This is a genomic window from Microbacterium sp. NPDC060117 (genome assembly GCF_042729315.1).
In the GTDB taxonomy this organism is placed as follows: domain Bacteria; phylum Actinomycetota; class Actinomycetes; order Actinomycetales; family Microbacteriaceae; genus Microbacterium.
This window is the reverse complement of sequence record NZ_JBHWXR010000004.1, coordinates 439,858-456,841: the sequence shown is the minus strand read 5'-3', so window position 1 is coordinate 456,841 and position 16,984 is coordinate 439,858. Positions and strand designations below refer to the sequence as shown.

General features: G+C 70.3%; 16 protein-coding genes. 9 read left to right on the top strand and 7 right to left on the bottom strand.

Features of this window, described 5'->3' with window-relative positions:
* Positions 1-10: 10 nt before the first annotated feature.
* From ACFWCK_RS17925 to ACFWCK_RS17905, 5 genes are all read right to left on the bottom strand, one after another.
* Positions 11-934, bottom strand: coding sequence for an ABC transporter permease (locus ACFWCK_RS17925; protein WP_378807163.1), 924 nt, complete (start codon positions 932-934; stop codon positions 11-13).
* Positions 931-1,821, bottom strand: coding sequence for an ABC transporter permease (locus ACFWCK_RS17920; RefSeq protein WP_233311386.1), 891 nt, complete (start codon positions 1,819-1,821; stop codon positions 931-933). The genes ACFWCK_RS17925 and ACFWCK_RS17920 overlap by 4 nt, the downstream gene beginning before the upstream one ends.
* Complete coding sequence (locus ACFWCK_RS17915) at positions 1,814-3,007, bottom strand: spermidine/putrescine ABC transporter substrate-binding protein (protein WP_378807162.1); 1,194 nt, start codon at positions 3,005-3,007, stop codon at positions 1,814-1,816. The genes ACFWCK_RS17920 and ACFWCK_RS17915 overlap by 8 nt, the downstream gene beginning before the upstream one ends.
* A complete protein-coding gene (locus tag ACFWCK_RS17910; protein ID WP_233311388.1) occupies positions 3,007-4,167 on the bottom strand; it encodes an ABC transporter ATP-binding protein in 1,161 nt (386 codons plus the stop codon). The genes ACFWCK_RS17915 and ACFWCK_RS17910 overlap by 1 nt, the downstream gene beginning before the upstream one ends.
* Positions 4,168-4,325: 158 nt before the next feature.
* The gene (locus ACFWCK_RS17905; RefSeq protein ID WP_378807161.1) at positions 4,326-4,598 is read right to left on the bottom strand and encodes a metal-sensitive transcriptional regulator; all 273 of its coding nucleotides are present in this window, start codon (positions 4,596-4,598) and stop codon (positions 4,326-4,328) included.
* Between the two features lie 73 nt (positions 4,599-4,671).
* Between ACFWCK_RS17905 and ACFWCK_RS17900 the strand changes: the two genes are divergently transcribed.
* The 4 genes from ACFWCK_RS17900 to ACFWCK_RS17885 all read left to right on the top strand — a co-directional run bounded on the left by ACFWCK_RS17900 (position 4,672) and on the right by ACFWCK_RS17885 (position 8,878).
* Positions 4,672-5,946 carry a DUF445 domain-containing protein gene (locus ACFWCK_RS17900; RefSeq protein ID WP_378807159.1) on the top strand — a complete coding sequence of 425 codons (1,275 nt, stop codon included), beginning with the start codon at positions 4,672-4,674 and terminating at the stop codon, positions 5,944-5,946.
* Positions 5,947-6,338: 392 nt separating this feature from the next.
* The gene (locus ACFWCK_RS17895) at positions 6,339-7,160 is read left to right on the top strand and encodes a DUF559 domain-containing protein (protein WP_378807158.1); all 822 of its coding nucleotides are present in this window, start codon (positions 6,339-6,341) and stop codon (positions 7,158-7,160) included.
* A gap of 433 nt (positions 7,161-7,593) precedes the next feature.
* Positions 7,594-8,496, top strand: coding sequence for an agmatinase family protein (locus tag ACFWCK_RS17890; protein ID WP_378807157.1), 903 nt, complete (start codon positions 7,594-7,596; stop codon positions 8,494-8,496).
* Between the two features lie 7 nt (positions 8,497-8,503).
* Positions 8,504-8,878: a DUF2568 domain-containing protein gene (locus tag ACFWCK_RS17885; RefSeq protein WP_378807156.1), complete on the top strand. Its 375-nt coding sequence runs from the start codon at positions 8,504-8,506 to the stop codon at positions 8,876-8,878.
* A 53-nt stretch (positions 8,879-8,931) separates the two neighbouring features.
* Here ACFWCK_RS17885 and ACFWCK_RS17880 read toward each other — a convergent pair whose 3' ends face one another.
* Positions 8,932-9,579: an NAD(P)H-binding protein gene (locus ACFWCK_RS17880; protein WP_378807155.1), complete on the bottom strand. Its 648-nt coding sequence runs from the start codon at positions 9,577-9,579 to the stop codon at positions 8,932-8,934.
* A 243-nt stretch (positions 9,580-9,822) separates the two neighbouring features.
* Positions 9,823-10,818, bottom strand: a complete 996-nt coding sequence (locus ACFWCK_RS17875; RefSeq protein ID WP_378807153.1) for a LacI family DNA-binding transcriptional regulator — start codon at positions 10,816-10,818, stop codon at positions 9,823-9,825.
* 177 nt (positions 10,819-10,995) lie between these two features.
* Between ACFWCK_RS17875 and ACFWCK_RS17870 the strand changes: the two genes are divergently transcribed.
* The 5 genes from ACFWCK_RS17870 (at position 10,996) to ACFWCK_RS17850 (ending at position 16,934) form a co-directional block, all read left to right on the top strand.
* Complete coding sequence (locus tag ACFWCK_RS17870) at positions 10,996-12,261, top strand: extracellular solute-binding protein (RefSeq protein WP_378807152.1); 1,266 nt, start codon at positions 10,996-10,998, stop codon at positions 12,259-12,261.
* Between the two features lie 2 nt (positions 12,262-12,263).
* Complete coding sequence (locus ACFWCK_RS17865; protein WP_378807151.1) at positions 12,264-13,403, top strand: carbohydrate ABC transporter permease; 1,140 nt, start codon at positions 12,264-12,266, stop codon at positions 13,401-13,403.
* Positions 13,400-14,278 carry a carbohydrate ABC transporter permease gene (locus ACFWCK_RS17860; protein ID WP_378807150.1) on the top strand — a complete coding sequence of 293 codons (879 nt, stop codon included), beginning with the start codon at positions 13,400-13,402 and terminating at the stop codon, positions 14,276-14,278. Before ACFWCK_RS17865 ends, ACFWCK_RS17860 begins: the two co-directional genes overlap by 4 nt.
* Entirely contained in the window at positions 14,275-15,009 is a 735-nt protein-coding gene (locus tag ACFWCK_RS17855) for a Type 1 glutamine amidotransferase-like domain-containing protein (RefSeq protein WP_378807149.1), read from the top strand. Before ACFWCK_RS17860 ends, ACFWCK_RS17855 begins: the two co-directional genes overlap by 4 nt.
* Positions 15,010-15,071: 62 nt before the next feature.
* Entirely contained in the window at positions 15,072-16,934 is a 1,863-nt protein-coding gene (locus ACFWCK_RS17850; protein ID WP_378807147.1) for a glycogen debranching N-terminal domain-containing protein, read from the top strand.
* Positions 16,935-16,984 lie beyond the last annotated feature (50 nt).

The window sequence follows — 16,984 nt, the reverse complement described above, 5'->3', positions numbered from 1 at the left end:
GCCGCCCGGCTCAGCCTCCCGCCATCGTCCGGGCGATGTCGGCCGCGGAGTCGCCTGCCTTCTTCAAGACCAGGGCCACGAGCGCGAGAGCCCCGAGCGTCAGCACGAGCATGATCGTGGACACCGCGGCGATCTCCGGACGCAGGCCGCTGCGCAGCGCGCTCAGCACGTACACGGGCCAGGGCGTGGTGCCCGAGACCTGCACGAAGGCGGAGACGATCGTGTTGTCCAGCCCCAGCGTGAACGAGAGCAGGAAGCCCGCGAGGACGGCCGGCATCGCGAGCGGCAGCGTGACCTTCGCGAAGGTGGTGAACGGCTTGGCGTAGAGATCGGCCGAGGCCTCCTCCAGCTTCGCATCGAGGCCGACCAGGCGCGCCCGCACGATGTACGACACGATCGCGATGGAGAACAGCGACTGGCCGATCACGAGGCGCACGGTGCCGTCGTTGAAGATCGACAGCCCCAGATCCTGGCCGAGGAAGACGACCCAGGGCAGCAGCGCCACCGCGTCCACGATCTCGGGCGTCACCGAGATCAGCAGCAGCAGTCCCAGGAACCACGGCACCCACTTGCCGGGGGTGCGTGCCATCGCGATGCCGGCGAGGGTGCCGAGCGCCGTCGCGAGCACGGCCGCGATGAGACCGGTGCGCAGCGAGACCAGCACGGCGTCGCGGACGGCCGGCTTGGTGACGATCGCGGCGAACGAGTCGAAGCCGAAGTGGTCCCACGAGATCAGCAGTCGGCCGACGTTGAACGAATACACGATCACGACGGCGATCGGCAGGAACAGGAAGACGAACACGAGCGTCGCCCACAGCGGCAGCAGCCAGCGACTGACGTTGCGGGGCGCCTTCACACGGCGACCGGATCCCGCCCGGGTCGTGGACGGTGACGGATCCGCCTGCTCGGCGGGGCGTTCTGCGACGACGGTCATCGTGCGTCCTCCAGCGTCAGTCGGTAGCTGCGGCGGATGGGGATCGTGACGAGCCAGCCGATCGCCGCCATGACGCCGATCGACAGGGCGATCGTGAGGATGAGCAGCACGGCCATCGCGGATCCGAGCGCCCAGTTCTGCGCGGTCTGGAACTGGCTGGCGACGATCTGACCGACCATGTTGCCCTTCGCACCGCCCAGGACGGTCGCCGTGATGTAGTCGCCCATGAGCGGGATGTAGACCAGCAGCACCCCGGCGATGATGCCGGGCTGCGCGAGCGGGATCGTCACGCGGAAGAACGTCTGCCAGCTGCCGGCGCCGAGGTCCTTGCTCGCCTCGCGCAGCGGTCCGCTGACGCGGTCGAATGCCACGAACAGGGGCAGGATCATGAGCGGCAGATAGTTGTAGACGACGCCGAGCAGCACCGCACCGCGGGTGTTCAGGATCCCCAGGGGCCCCGGGATCACGCCGAGGAACTGCAGTGCGTGCGAGAGCCAGCCCTCGGGCGCCAGGATGATCTGCCAGCCGATCGTGCGCACCAGGAAGTTGGTCCAGAACGGCACCATCACCAGGGCGAGGAACATCCCGCGCCTGCTCGGCGCGCACTTCACCGCGATCCAGTACGCGACGGGAGCGCCGATGATCAGGCACAGGGCGGTTCCGGCGATGCCGACCCAGAGCGTGTTCTGGAAGGTCGCGAAGAAGGTGGGCGAGAGGGCCTCGACGTAGCGATCGAAGGACAGCTTGTCGTTCGCGTTGGTCGAGAAGATGCTCGGCTTGTAGCCGAAGCTGTACCAGACCACGACGCCGATCGGGACGACGAAGAAGACGAGCAGCCACACCCAGGCGGGCAGGGCCAGGCCGAAGCGGATCCTGAGCTTACGCACCGGCGGCCGCCTTCGTCGCGTTCCAGATCGCCACGATCCGCTCCTGGGCCTTCGTGAACTTCCCCTCGTGCATCGTGGCGATCTGCTCCTCCGTGAAGAAGACCATGTCGAGGTTCTCCAATCCCGCCGCCTCGGCCCGCTGCTGATTGCCCTCGACGCCGGTGTCGTAGCCGATGTAGTCCATCTGCTTCACCTGCACGTCCGGCGCGATGATGAAGTTGATGAAGGCGTGCGCCGCCTCGGGGTGCGGCGCCCCCTTTGCGATCGACCAGTTGTCCATCCAGATCTCGGTCGCCGGGGCCCCCAGCACCCACTGCCAGCGCTCCGGATTCTTCGATGCCGCGATTCCGGTGCGCGCGTCGCCGTTGTACACCTGCACGAGTGCCGCGGTCGCCTGCGGGATGATCTGTCCGCCGGGTGCGGAGTCGAAGGAGATCACGTGCGGGGCGATCTCCTTCGTCATGAACGCTTCGCAGTCCGCGAGGTGCTTCTCGTCCGTCGTGTTCCAGTCGATCCCGTGGGACCAGAAGTAGATGCCGCACATGGGCGCCGGGTCATCGAGGAGGGAGGTCTTCCCGGAGGCCTCGTTCTGCGCCGCATCGATGAAGTCGGCCCACCCGGTCAGTTCCCGCTTGATCACGGTCTTGTCGTAGGCGAAGCCCGTCGTGCCCCATGCCTTGCAGATCGAGTACTCGTTCTTCGGATCGAACGTGCGGTGGATGAAGTGGGGGTTCATCGTCTGGAAGTTCGGGATCAGGTCGAGGTTCAGCCGCTCCAGCAGACCGTTCTCGGCCATCGGGAGGATGAACGGACCCGTCGGGACGACGATGTCGTAGCCCGACGTGCCGCGTGCGGCGACCAGCTTCGCGACGAGCTCCTCGTTCGAGTTGAACGCGTCGACGACGATCTTCGGCCCCTTGTTCTTCGTGAAGGCGCTCAGCAGATCCGGATTGTCGTAGTCGCTCCAGGTGTAGATCGAGAGCTTGTCCTCGAGCGGACCGCCGTTCGCCTGGGATGCCGCGGACGCCTTCTGCGGGGCGCAGGCGGTGAACAGCACGGCGCCCGAGGCCGCGAGCGCGGTCGCGAGGAAGCCGCGCCGCGTCAGCTCGGCACCGATCTTGCGTGCGGAGGGAGCGTTCGCGAGCACCCGCACCGGGGCGTGGCCGTGAGCGCCGCCGTACGCCATCAGGCCGCTTCCTTGGGCAGGGCGATCACGTGGGTGGCCGTCTCGGGGATCCCGTCGCCGGCGAAGATGCGCACGTCGGCGTCGCTCCAGGTGCAGCGCACGGCGTCGCCGACGGCCACCGCCGGCGCGCCGGGAGCGGGGATCCGCACCAGGAACGTCTGCTCGCGGCCCACGTCCACGGCGACCTGCAGGGTCTCTCCCAGATGCGAGACGCCCAGCACGGTGCCGTCGAGGCCGGGTTCGTCCGCACGTCCCGCAGGAGCGAGCCGCACGAACTCCGGGCGGATCGCGGCGACGGCGGCGGATCCGGGAGCGCTCTGCGCGCCGCCCCAGCGGCCGTGCACGGTTCCCGCGAAGGTGTCCACGGCGTCGCCGCCCAGTGCCGTCCCGTGCAGGAAGTTCTGCTGGCCGATGAACGAGGCCACGTAGGCCGAGGCCGGTTCGGCGTAGATGTCGGCGGGGGCGGCGAGCTGCTCGATCCGCCCCGCACGCATCACCGCGATCCGGTCGCTCATCGACAGCGCCTCCGCCTGGTCGTGCGTGACGAACACGAAGGTCGTGCCGAGCCGGGACTGCAGCAGCTTCAGCTCGAGCTGCATCTCCTCGCGCAGCTGGCGGTCGAGAGCCGCGAGCGGCTCGTCCAGCAGCAGCACGCTGGGGCGGTTGATCAGAGCGCGGGACAGCGCGATGCGCTGCTGCTGCCCGCCGCTCAGCTGGGTGGGCTTGCGGTCGGCGAAGCGACGCAGTTGCACCATGTCGAGGGCCTCGGCCACGCGCTCGCGCTGCTCGGCCTTGGGCACCCCGCGCTGCTGCAGTCCGTAGGCGACGTTCTCCGCCACCGTCATGTGCGGGAACAGCGCGTACGCCTGGAAGACCGTGTTCACTTCCCGCTTGTGCGGGGGAAGGCCGAGGACGCTCCGGCCGCTCAGGCGGATGTCGCCCTCGTCGGGGTGCTCGAAGCCCGCGATCATGCGCAGGGTCGTGGTCTTGCCGCATCCCGAGGGACCGAGAAGGGAGAGGAACTCCCCCGGCCGGATCGACAGCGACAGCCGGTCGACGGCCGTCGCCTCACCGTAGTACTTGGTGACGCCAGAGATCTCGACGCCGCCGGTGGCCGCATCGGTCGTGCTCTGAGCAGGTACGGACATGGGACCGCTCATGGAACCTCCACAGTGAGTTCTTCGCTGCGGAGAGTCTGGCACAGGATCTGCGCTCAGTACAGAGGAAAACGTAGGTTCGTCGGATTCCTGCGACGATATTCGTTGTCGATCAGGCGTCTGTCAACGAATATGCGTGTTTCGTGCGTGTTACGAGCGAGCTACTTCGCCTGGAAGTCGAACGCCTTCAGAAGCTCCTCGATGGCCTGCTCGCGCTGCTCACCGCCCTCGTCGAACATGTGCGCCACGTGCGTGCGCAGGTGGTTCTCGAGCAACAGCTTGTTGAGGGATTCGAGCGAACGCTGGATCGCGCGGGACTGCGTGATGATGTCCATGCAGTACTCCTCGTTCTCGATCATCTTCGCGACGCCGCGGAGCTGCCCCTCGAGGATGCTGGTGCGGTGCAGGACGCGCTTCTTGATGTCTTCGATCACGAGGTAGAGAGTACCGCCCGCCTCGCGCGGTGAGGCTCTGCAAGGCGTGGAGAGGCTCTGCAAGGATGGGCGCATGGCTCGCGCCCGTGAAGCACTGCTGTCCCCGGCGGATCTGGAGCGTCTGCGGGCCCTCCGGCGGATGAAGGCCGTCGCCCTCGCCGCACTCGGTGTGATGGCGATCGCGTTCGTCGTCGCGTTCTGGCTGCAGGGGCGCTACCCGTGGCTGGAGTACGTCCGCGCGGCCGCAGAAGGCGGCATGGTCGGCGCTCTGGCCGACTGGTTCGCCGTGACGGCGCTGTTCCGGCACCCGCTCGGACTGCCCATCCCGCACACCGCGATCATCCCCAGCCGCAAGGACGAGATCGGCCGCACGCTCGGCGAGTTCGTCGAGACGAACTTCCTCTCCGCGGAGGTCGTACGCACGAAGCTCGAGGACGCCTCGATCGCCGCGCGACTCGGATCCTGGCTGCGCGAACCCTCGCATGCGGAGCGAGTCGCGACGGAGGGATCCACGATCGCCTCCGCCGTGCTGCGCGCCCTCAGCGACGACGACGTGCAGAGCGTGATCGCGGAGCTCGCCCGCGAACACCTGGTCGACCCGGAGTGGGGCACACCCGCGGGAGCCTGGCTGCAGCGCATCGTGGAAGCCGACGCCCATCGCGGGGCGGTCGACCTCGCGGTGGACAGCATCGCCACCTGGCTGGACGGCAACGCAGCTGCGTTCCAGGGGCTGCTCTCGCGCCGGCTGCCGGGCTGGGTGCCGCGCCTTGCGCACCGCTTCGTCGACGAGGCCGCCTACAACGAGGCCGTGCGCTTCGTGCGCGCGGTGCAGGCGGATCCACGCCACCCCGCCCGACGCGCCCTGGACGGATACCTCTCCCGCCTGGCGAACAACCTGCAGCACGACCCCGACACGAGGGCGCGTCTGGAGAACGCCAAAGCCGCCGTGTTCGACAGCCCGCGCGTGGGCGCACTGGCCGCCGAGGTGTGGAACGCGGCGAAGACCGGACTCCTGTCCGCACTCGCGGATCCCGAGAGCGGGCTGCGCCATCGCGCCGCCGTGGCGATCGGCGAGCTCGGCGATCGTCTGGCCACGGAAGATCCGCTGCAGCACCGCGTGGACACTTGGCTCACCGACGCCGCCGTGTTCCTCGTCGACCGCTACCGGCACGACATCGCCTCGGTCATCACCGACACCGTGGAGCGGTGGGATCCGGCCGAGACCACGGAGAAGATCGAGCTCATGGTCGGCCGCGACCTGCAGTACATCCGGCTCAACGGCACCGTGGTCGGAGCTCTGGCGGGGCTCGCGATCTTCGCGGTCGCCCATGCCGTGATCCCGGTGTAGCCGCGCCGGGCCCGGTCTGCTCCCTGGGCCCGGTGTAGCCACGCCGGGCCCGGTCTGGTCCCTGGGCCCGGTGTAGCCGTGCCGGGCCCGGTCTGCTCCCTGGGCCCGGCCTGGCCGCCGAGCACGGGTGCTCCCTGGATCCGGACTACCCCTCGGTTCGGTCTAGCCCCTGGATCCGGAGGGGCTCGGGTGAGGTGTTGCCCATGGCCCCGTGACGATCAGCACACCCCGTCACGATCAGCACACGGATCCGGCGTTTTCGTGTGCTGATCGTGACATCGTGTGCCGATCGTTCCGGTCGATCGTCCCTCACCGTGGCCCGACATCGAGGGTTGTGCACGGATCCTGTGATGTCGGCGCCAGGGGCGAGTGGAGTTCGCCACGCTGAGGACATGCTCTCCCTGATCGACACGATCCGACGCCGCGGCGGCATCGCCCGGGGAACGGACCTGCAGCGGCTCGGCTTCACCCGCACAGCGCTCGCCCGTGCCGTGCGTGCCGGAACGGTCGACCGCCTGAGGGACGGCGTGTTCGCGGCCGGCCCGATCGCTCCCGATGTCCGCGCCGCGGTCGCGCATGGTGGCGCGCTCACGTGCGCGAGCGTGCTGATGGAGCAGCGGATCTGGGTGCTGCCCGAGGTCGCCGGGCCGCACGTCTGGCTGGGCGCGGGGCGGCATGGGCGCGCGCATCCGGACTGCGCCTGCGTTCCGCACTACTACCGCGGCTCACCGCCACTCGGTCGGGCGGATCTCGAGACCGCCCTGCTGCACCTGCGCCTCTGCGCCGGTGATGAGGCGTTCTTCGCCGCCTTCGAGTCCGCCTGGAGGCAACGACTTCTGCCCGTGGCGGCTCGCCGGCGGATCCGCGAAGCTCTGCCGGCCTCCGCCCGCTGGCTCGTCGATCTGGCACGGCACGACGCGGACAGCGGACTCGAATCGCTGCTGCGGCTGAGACTGCACCTGATCGGTCTGCGCCTCGAAAGCCAGGTGCGCATCGTCGGGGTCGGCAGGGTCGATTTCGTGGTCGACCGGCTCATCATCGAAGTGGACGGCAGGGAGAACCACGACGGAGAGACGCAGCGACACCGGGATCTCGTGCGCGACACCGCCGCTGCGCGCCTCGGATACCGCACCCTCCGGTTCGACTACGCGCAGGTCGTGCACGACTGGCCTTCCGTGCAGGCAGCGATCCTCGCCGCACTCCGCGGGGTGTGACGATGCACGGCGAGTGATGATCCGCAGCGTGCGGCGACCCGAGGTGAGGAACCGAGGCGTGCGGCGAACTGCGGCGTGCGGCGAACCGCGGCGTGTGACGAACCGCGGCGTGTGACGAACCGCGGACTGTCACGATCAGCACACCCTGTCACGATCAGCACACGGATCCGGCGTATTCGTGTGCTGATCGTGACATCGTGTGCGGATCGTCGCGGGCAGCAGGCAGGCAAGCGAGGCATGCCGGCACACCCGACAGCGGCGCGAACCCGACCGACAACCGCCGGAGTCCACCGGGCCCGGGCGAGACGAACCGGAACCTGCACGCTGGGTGTCTGGTGGGCCAGACAACGTTCGCACGGGCATCCCCGCGGAGAACCCGCGCCGTGGCACGCTGTTCTCGGATGCCGCCCGCGCGTCCGGGAAGGGACTCCACATGGCACTGTCGCACGATCCCCTCTGGCCCCGCGGGGGCGACTGGCCCGAGTTCGGCACGCCCGCCGATGCGGTCGTGCTCGGAGTTCCGACCTGGCGCACGTCGCTCTCGCCCACCGGCGCGCATGCGACGCCGGCCGCGATCCGCGACGCCCTGCGCCGTTACAGCCCGACCCTGATGGGCCCGCCCGTGGTCGACCTGAACACCGTGCTGCGGATCGCCGACGCCGGCGACGTGCACGAGCCGGACGGCGACGAGGGCATCGCCCGCGCGATCGCCCGCGTGTCCGAGCTGTCCGCGGCATCGCGCCTCGTGATCGCACTCGGCGGCGACAACTCCCTCACCTACCCCGTCGCCCTCGGATCCGGATCCACGGGGCTCATCACGATCGACGCGCACTTCGATCTGCGCGACGGCGTCTCGAACGGCTCACCCGTGCGCCGCCTCGTCGAGGACGCCCCGGAGGGATCCGCGATCGACCCGCACCGGATCGTGCAGATCGGCATCGCGGACTTCGCGAACTCCGCCGCCTACGCGCAGCGCGCTGCGGACTGGGGCATCCGGGTGATCACTCTGGACGAGGTGCGCCGCCGCGGCATCGACGACGTCGTGGCCGAGGCGGTCGAGATCGCGGGCGCCGGAGACGACTCCCGCGTGCACCTCGACATCGACGTGGACGCGTGCGACCGCGCCGCGACCCCGGGATGCCCCGCGAGCGTGCCCGGCGGGTTCGCGGCCTGGGAGCTGCGCGCGCTGGTGCGAGGCATCGCCGGCGATCCCCGCGTCGTGAGCGCCGACATCGCCGAGGTGGACGCGACGGCGGACGACGAGGACGCCCGTACCGTGCGCCTCGCCGCGCTCTGCGTGCTGGAGCTGCTCGCCGCGCTGGCCGGCCGGCCCTGATCCGCCGATGAGCGACGGCCCGGCACGCGATCCGTTCCTCGACGGCGGCCCTGGCCTGCGCATCGCCCTCGGACTGCGGTTCCTGATCGAGCTCGCACTGCTGGCGGGAGCGGCCACCGCCGCGGTGCGGCTCGTCCCCGGCTGGCCGGGATGGGTCGGCGCCGTGGCGGCCGTCATCGTGCTGGCGGTCGTCTGGGGTCTGCTCCTGTCGCCCAAGGCGCGTTTCGACATCCGCCCCGCAGGACGGGTGCTCCTCGAGACCGTGCTCTTCGCCGCGGTGGCAGCGGCGCTCTGGGCGAGCGGACTCGGCGTCGCCGGGATCGCGCTCTTCGCCGTGTGGGCTCTGGACAGGATCGCGCTGGCCGCGCTCAACCGGCGCTGACCCCAGGGCGGGAAAGCCCACGGTCCAGCACCAGCACCAGCTGGCCCATCGGATCAGACGGCGTGCAGCGCTTCGTCGACGGGAACCTCTCCCGCGTTGAACCGGATCGTGCGTCGGACGGTCGCCGGCTCCACGAGCGCCTGCGCGATCACATGGGCGACGTCGGCTCGTGAGACGCTGCCCGAGACCTCCGCCGTGGCGTCGATCCGCCCCGTCGGCTCCTCCAGCGTCAGCCGGCTCGGCGCGAGCACGGTCCACTCGAGTCCGGTGGCCCGCAGCGCCTCATCGGCCGCCGCCTTCGCTTCGGCGTAGGCGAAGAACGAGTCGGACGCGGGGATCCCGTGCTCCGGCGAGGATCCGAAGTACGACACCATCACGTACCGGTCAACTCCGGCATCGGCCGCCGCCGCCATGGACCGGACCGCGGCGTCGAGGTCGACCGCTCGGGTGCGCTCCGCCGAGCCGCCTCCCGCACCGGCCGACCACACGACCGCGTCGTGCCCGGCGATCAGCGCGGCCATGGCTTCCCGCGACGCCGACTCGACGTCGAAGACGACGGGATCCGCACCTGTCGCGCGCACGTCCTCGATCTGGCCGGCGTCGCGGATCACCGCGGTCACCTGGTCGCCACGGGCCGCGAGGAGGGGTTCGAGCAGAAGGGCCACCTTGCCGTGGCCGCCGAAGACGAGGATCCGTGCCATGCCACCACGCTATGCCCGATCCCGCGGTCGCGGGCGGATGGAGCTGGATCCGCTCACCCCACGACGGGACCCGGCTCGCCCGACCCACGACGGGACCCGGCTCGGCCGACGCACGACGGGCCCCGGCTCGGCCGACCCACGACGGGACCCGGCTCGGCCGACCCACGACGGGCCCCGGCTCGGCCGACGCACGACGCGGGCGGCCATCGGCGGACGAACGGCCGCGCCCGCTCGAGCGACCCGTTAGCGCACGACGAGGCGCGGTTCGATCAGCGCGTGCGCGGTGCCCGCTCGCACGTCCCGCGGGGTGACCGCCTCGCCGGTCGGCCCCATGAGCAGCTCCAGGGTCGCCGCGGCGACGTCCTCAGGACGTTGCTCCACGCTGGAGAAGCCGAGCGCCTCCGCGGTCGGCGTGTTGTCGAACCCGATCACGGGTACCCGCGCGGATCCCCCCGTCTGCGCCAGCAGGGCACCGATCGCGAGGGAGTCGCTCGCGCAGACGACGGCATCCACGTCCACCTCGGCGCGCGCCACGACGGCCCGCGCCCGTGCGACGTCCTCCTCGCTGATCCAGCGCGGCCCGGCCGTGCCGCCGGCGGCCATCGCCTCGCGCCAGCCGCGTTCCCGGTCGTCGCCGGTTCCCGAACCCGTCGGCCAGCCGAGGAACGCGACCCTCGGGCCGAAGCCCAGCGCGTGCTCGGTGGCGGCCCTGGTGCCGGCGGCGCCGTCGACATCGACCCAGAGGTGCTCGGGGGCGGCGAGGTCGTCCTCGCCCCAGGGGCGTCCGAACGCGACGAACGGCAGCCGGGCCTCGCCCAGCCAGCGCGTGCGCGGGTCGCCGTGGAAGGTGCCGGTGATGATCGCGGCATCGATCTCGGAGCCCTCCCAGAGCTCTGCGAGCCGTGCGATCTCATCGCCGGCCGTACGCGCGGCGTAGACGAGCATGCGCATGCCGCGCTCGCTCGCGCGCTCGGTGAGGGCGTGCACGAAGCGGTCCAGCACGACGCCGGAGACGCCGCCGACATAGGGATCGAGGTGGATGCCGATCGTCGAGCTGCGGCGGGTGCGCAGCTGGCGGGCCGCCGCATGACGGCGATAGCCCAGCTCGACGATCGCCTGCTGCACGCGTTCGCGCGTTGCCGGCTTCACGATCGCCGGGGTGTTCAGCACGTTCGACACCGTCTGCCGCGACACGCCGGCGCGCTCCGCCACGTCCTCGACGGTCGGCGTTCTCGCCATGTCTCTCCCTCCCCGGATCCGGCACGGCATCCGGGACCACCTTCCCACCTTGACACTCCGTGCTCTCGCCGCCTAGCGTATTCGACACAGAGTTTGATCGTTCAAATTCTTGCGACGGCGTCCCGTCGCCACCGAGAAGCACACATCATCACGGATGCTCATCAAGGGAGAAGAGACATGACACGGCACAGCACTCGCGCCGCGCTCGGGGCGGGAGCCCTCGTCCTCGCCGGCGCGATCGCGCTCACCGGCTGCGGTTCAGGGTTCTCCGGCGGAGACGCCGGCAGCAGCACCGGATCGACGAAGCTCACATCGTCCGACAAGCCGCTGAACATCCTCATCGGCTCGTCCGGCGACGCGGAGACCAAGGCCGTCAACGACGCCGTGTCCGCGTGGTCGAAGACGTCGGGCGTCAAGGCCACCGTGACCGCAGCGAGCGACCTGAACCAGCAGCTCTCGCAGGGCTTCGCATCCGGCTCCCCCGCCGACGTGTTCTACCAGTCCACCGACGCCCTGGCCGGATACGCCTCGAACGGGTCCCTGCTCGCCTACGGTGATCTGCTCAAGAACAAGGACGACTTCTACCCCAGCCTGCTGAAGTCGTTCACCTACGACGGCAAGCTGTACTGCGCGCCGAAGGACTTCTCCACGCTGCAGCTCGTGATCAACACCGACATGTGGGCGAAGGCCGGACTCACCGACGCCGACGTCCCGAAGACCTGGGACGAGCTCGCCGCCGTCTCCAAGAAGCTCACCGCCGACGGCCACGTGGGCCTGTCCATGAGCGGCGAGTACGCCCGCGTCGGCGCCTTCATGGTCGCCGCCGGCGGCGGTCTCATGAACGCCGACTCGACCAAGGCCACCGCGGATGCAGCGGGCAACGTGAAGGCTCTCGACTACGTCAAGGGACTGCTGAACGACGGCTCGATGAAGTTCGCCGCCGATCTCGGATCCGGCTGGGGCGGCGAGGCGTTCGGCACCCAGAAGGCCGCGATGGTCGTCGAAGGCAACTGGATCACCGGCGCCATGACCAACGACTACCCGGCCGTGAAGTACAAGGCGGTCGAGCTGCCCGCGGGCCCCGACGGCAAGAAGGGCACCCTGCAGTTCACGAACTGCTGGGGCATCTCCGCCGACAGCAAGAACCAGAAGGCCGCCCTCGACCTCGTCGAGCACCTCACCAGCGCCGACAGCCAGCTCGCCTTCTCGAAGGCATTCGGCCCGATGCCGTCGATCAAGTCGGCCGCCGACACGTGGAAGAAGGACAACGCCGCGCTCGTGCCGTTCCTGAACGGCGCGGACTACGCCCAGGGCGTGCCCACCGCGAAGGGCGCCAACGACGTCGTGACCGACTTCAACGGCAAGCTCGGCTCGCTCGCGACCGGCGACCCGAAGGCGATCCTCGACGCCACCCAGAAGAACCTGGAAGCCCTGACCAAGTAATCATGGCCTCCTCCACCGTGCGGTCTCACCGTCCCTCAGGCCATCAGGGCCTGCGGCGCGGTGAGACCGCATCGGGGTGGCTCTTCACCGCCCCGATGCTGATCCTGCTCGGCCTGTTCCTGGTCGTCCCGGTCCTGATGGCGCTCTGGGTGAGCGTGAGCGACTGGGGCGGACGGGGCTCGCCCTTCTCCGGCGGCGTCTCGTTCGTCGGCCTGAAGAACTACGCCGCACTGCTGCTCGGCGGCGGGCTCGCCGAGGCGGACTTCGGCATGAGCCTCAAGAACAACGCCTGGTACGTGATCCTCGTGGTCCCCTGCCAGACCGCCCTGAGCCTGTTCCTCGCGGTGCTCGTGAACCGCCAGATCCTCAAGGGCCGCGGCTTCTTCCGCACGGCCTTCTACTTCCCCTCGGTGACCAGCTCCGTCGCGATCACCGTCCTGTTCCTGTTCCTGTTCTCCACCACGGGCGCGGTCAACGCCGCGCTCGGCTGGCTCGGGATCAACGGGCCGAACTGGCTCAACGACCCGTCCGGAATCCTGCACTTCGGCGCGACCGGCGGCCCCGCGGCGCTCACCCAGAACAGCTTCCTCGGGGTGTCGTTCTGGGACTGGATCGGCGGGCCCAGCGTCGCGATGTGCGTGTACATCATCATGGCCATCTTCACGACGAGCGGCACGTTCATGCTGCTCTTCCTCGCCGCGCTGCAGAACATCTCGGGCGAGGTGCAGGAGGCGGCGATGATGGACGGGGCGAACGGCTGGCAGAGGTTCTGGCGGATCACCCTGCCGCAGCTGCGGCCGACCCTGTTCACCGTGCTCACGCTCGGCCTCATCGGCTGCTGGCAGATCTTCGACCAGATCTACACCGGCACGAGGGGCCAGCCCGCCAAGACCACCATCACGCCCGCGTACCAGTCGTACCAGTCGTCGTTCCTCAACCAGGAATGGGGGCAGGGCGCGGCGATCGCGTTCATCCTGTTCGTGATCATCATCGGCTTCACGCTCGTGCAGCGCTGGGTGCTGCGTGAGCGCCCCGTCTCGCGACGCCGCAACCGCCCCTATGTGGAGGCCGCCGAGCGCGCCGCCGCACACGCCGCAGCCGTCGACCGAGCGCCCGCCCCGAGCGAAGGAGCCCCGCGATGACCGCCACCGCTCCCGCCCCGTTCGTCGCCCGGCGCAAGCGCCGGGGCACCGTGCGGATCGCCTCCACGTCGGTCCTGTACGCGCTGCTCATCGCTCTCGCGCTGGTCTACATCTACCCCTTCCTCATCCAGGTCGCGACGAGCTTCAAGACGGATCCGGACGCGGCGGGGAACCCGCTCGCGCTCGTGCCGCACACCTTCACGACCGAGGCGTACACGCAGCTGTTCCTGCGCAGTGACTTCCCGACCTGGTTCAAGAACTCGGTGATCGTGACGATCGTGGTCACCGCGGGCCGGGTGTTCTTCAACTCGCTCGCGGGCTACGCGCTCGCGCGGCTCCGCTTCCGCGGGCGCACCGTGGTTTTCGCCGGTCTCATCGCCGTGATGAGTGTTCCTGCGGTGGTGCTGCTGATCCCGAAGTTCCTCGTGATCAACACACTCGGCATGTACGACTCCTATGCGGGGATGATCCTGCCGCTCCTCGTGGATGCGGCCGGGGTGTTCATCATGAAGAACTTCTTCGAGTCGATCCCGGTCTCGGTCGAGGAGCAGGCGCGGATCGACGGCGCCGGCACCTTCCGGGTGTTCTGGTCCGTCGTGCTGCCTATGGCGCGACCCGCCCTGATCACGATCGTGATCCTGTCTTTCCAGGGGTCATGGAACGAGCTCGCGCACTTCATCGTGTCCACCCAGTCGCCCGAGCTCACGACACTCACGAAGGGCGTCGCGCAGCTCGCGAACGGACAGCTCAGCCAGGGCCGCCAGTATCCGCTCAAGCTCGCCGCGGCGATCATCATGACCATCCCGGTGGCCGTGATGTTCTTCCTCTTCCAGAAGCGCATCATGAACTCGAGCGACGGGGCGGTGAAGGAATGACCGCCGACGCGCCCACGATCCTCGCCACCTGCGGCGGCATGGTCGACGGCGGCTGGCAGGACGCCGCCTACGGCCCCCTGCTGCACCTCGCCATCGAGCTCGCCGGCGTGACCGGGCGCGCTCCCCGCGTCGCGCACGTGAACACCGCCGGCGGTGATCCCCGCGTCGCCGAGGGCGCGGAGCTCGAGGCCGCCCGCGCGGCCGGCGTCGAGGGCAGCCACATCCGACTGTTCCCGCATCCGAACCACGAACGCCTCGCCGAGCACGTGCTCAGCCGCGACGTGATCTGGGTGAGCGGGGGCAGCGTCGTGAACCTGCTCGCCCTGTGGCGGGCGCACGGTCTGGACGACCTGCTTCGGCAGGCGTGGGAGGCGGGCGTCGTGCTCGCCGGCGGATCAGCCGGCGGCCTGTGCTGGCATCGCGGCGGGACCACGACGTCGTTCGGCCCGGAGGCGCAGGTCGTCGCCGACGGTCTCGGCCTGCTCCCCGGCTCCTTCAGCCCGCACCACGACTCCCAGCCGTCCCGGCGCCCGGTCTTCCGCGATGCGGTCGCGTCGGGGCGGATCCCTCCCGGCTGCGGCGTCGACGAGGGCGTCGGTCTGCTCTACCGCGGCACCGAGCTCGTCGAGGTCGTGGCTGAGCGACCGGATGCGTACGCCTGGGCCGTCTCCGCCGACGGCTCCGAGCTGCGCCTCGACGCCCGCGTCCTCCCCTCCAGCCCCCTGTCCTGACCCGTCCTCATCCCCATCCGGCGGGCCCCGCGCCCGCACACCGCCCCTCACGAAGGAGCCCCATGACCGACACCCCGCTGCAGCCCCTCCTGAACGACGCCGTCATCGTCCTCCAGGCTCCGACCCAGGTGTGGTCGGACGAGACCGGAGACATGGGATCCGCGCCGATCCACGGGGTGTACCACGGCGACGTGCGGCATGTGCGGGCACTGACCGTCACCGTCGAGGGCACGGCCGTCGAGACGATCGCCTGCTCCTCCCCCGCACCCCAGGGTGTCGTGTTCGCCGCGGTGCTGCGCGGCATCGACGACGATCAGCCGGACCCCAAGGTGCGCCTCGACCGCACCCGCACGGTGCGCGCCGGCGCCGTCGAGGAGCGGATCCGCGTCTCCTCGCATCGCGATGTCCCGGTACCGGTCTCCCTCACGGTGCGGATCGCACCCGACTTCGAGCCGCTGCAGCACGTCAAGGCCGGGATGGCCGATCGCGGGGCGTGGGGCTGGGACGGCGAGCGCGCCTCCTCGGGTGCGGCCTCGTTCACGCTGTCAGCCCCGGGGTCTGCGATCGCGGTCGAGGAGGCCTTCCTCGCGGTGCGCTGGACGACCGTGCTGGAGCCGCGCTCGACGGAGGAGTTCTCGTTCGAGCTGACCCTCGAGGACTCCACGCTGGTCGTGACCGAGCCCTCGATGCCGGCTGACCCCGCCGTACCCGCCACCAGCGACCCGCGCCTGCGCCGCTGGCTGGACCGCGCCGCCGGCGACCTCTCCGCCCTGCGCCTCGCGCTTCCCGCGCACCCGGACGACGCGTTCTACGCCGCCGGCGCGCCCTGGTTCTTCACGCTGTTCGGCCGCGACTCGATCTGGGCGGCACGCCTTGCCCTGTCGCAGGATCCGTCGATCGCCGCCTCGACCCTGCGGGTGCTCGCGCGCCTGCAGGGCACGAAGAAGGACCCGGCGACCGCCGAGGCGCCGGGCAAGATCCCGCACGAGCTCCGCAGCGGCGCACTGTCACTGCCGAACGAGGGCGTGCACCTGCCACCGCTGTACTACGGCACGGTCGACGCCACCCCGCTCTGGGTCTGTCTGCTCGCCGATGCGCGCGACGCGGGCATGCCCGAGGACGAGGTGCGCGAGCTGCTGCCCAGCCTGCGCGCGGCGCTGGGCTGGATGACCGATCATGGCGACGCCAGCGGATCCGGCTTCATCGACTATGTCGACGAGACCGGGCACGGCCTTGCGAACCAGGGCTGGAAGGACTCCGGCGACTCGATCCAGTGGCGCAACGGCCGGCTCGCCGAGGGCCCGATCGCTCTCAGCGAGGTGCAGGCCTACGCCTACGAGGCCGCGGTGAGGGGTGCGGAGCTGCTCGACGCCCTGGGCGAGGACGGCGGCGACGCACTGCGCAGCTGGGCCGCGGATCTGCGCACGCGATTCCGCACCGCCTACTGGGTGACGACGTCCGAGGGCCGCTATCCCGCGATCGCGCTCGATGCGCACGGCGCCGCCGTCGACACCCTCACCAGCAACATCGGCCATCTGATCGGCACCGGTCTGCTGGATCCGGATGAGGAGCGCGCGTGCGCGGCGCTGCTGCTCGGGGACTCGATGTCCAGCGGCTTCGGGATCCGCACGATGTCGTCCGGCGCGGCGGGCTTCTGGCCGCTCAGCTATCACGGCGGCAGCGTCTGGGCGCACGACACCGCGGTCGCCGTGCACGGCCTGCTCCGCGCCGGTCTCCGCGCCGAGGCGGCCTCGGTCGCCCGGCAGCTCGTGGACGCGGCCGAGGGCTTCGAGTATCGGATGCCCGAGCTGCACGCCGGCGACCGCCGCACCCCCGGGGTCGCCCCGGTGCCGTATCCCGCGTCGTGCCGCCCGCAGGCGTGGTCCGCGGCGGCGGCCGTGGTGTGCGCGGAGGCGCTGGGCTAAGTCGCCCGAGACTCCTGCGCGGGCGGATCCGCCGGCATCGGGATCTGCTC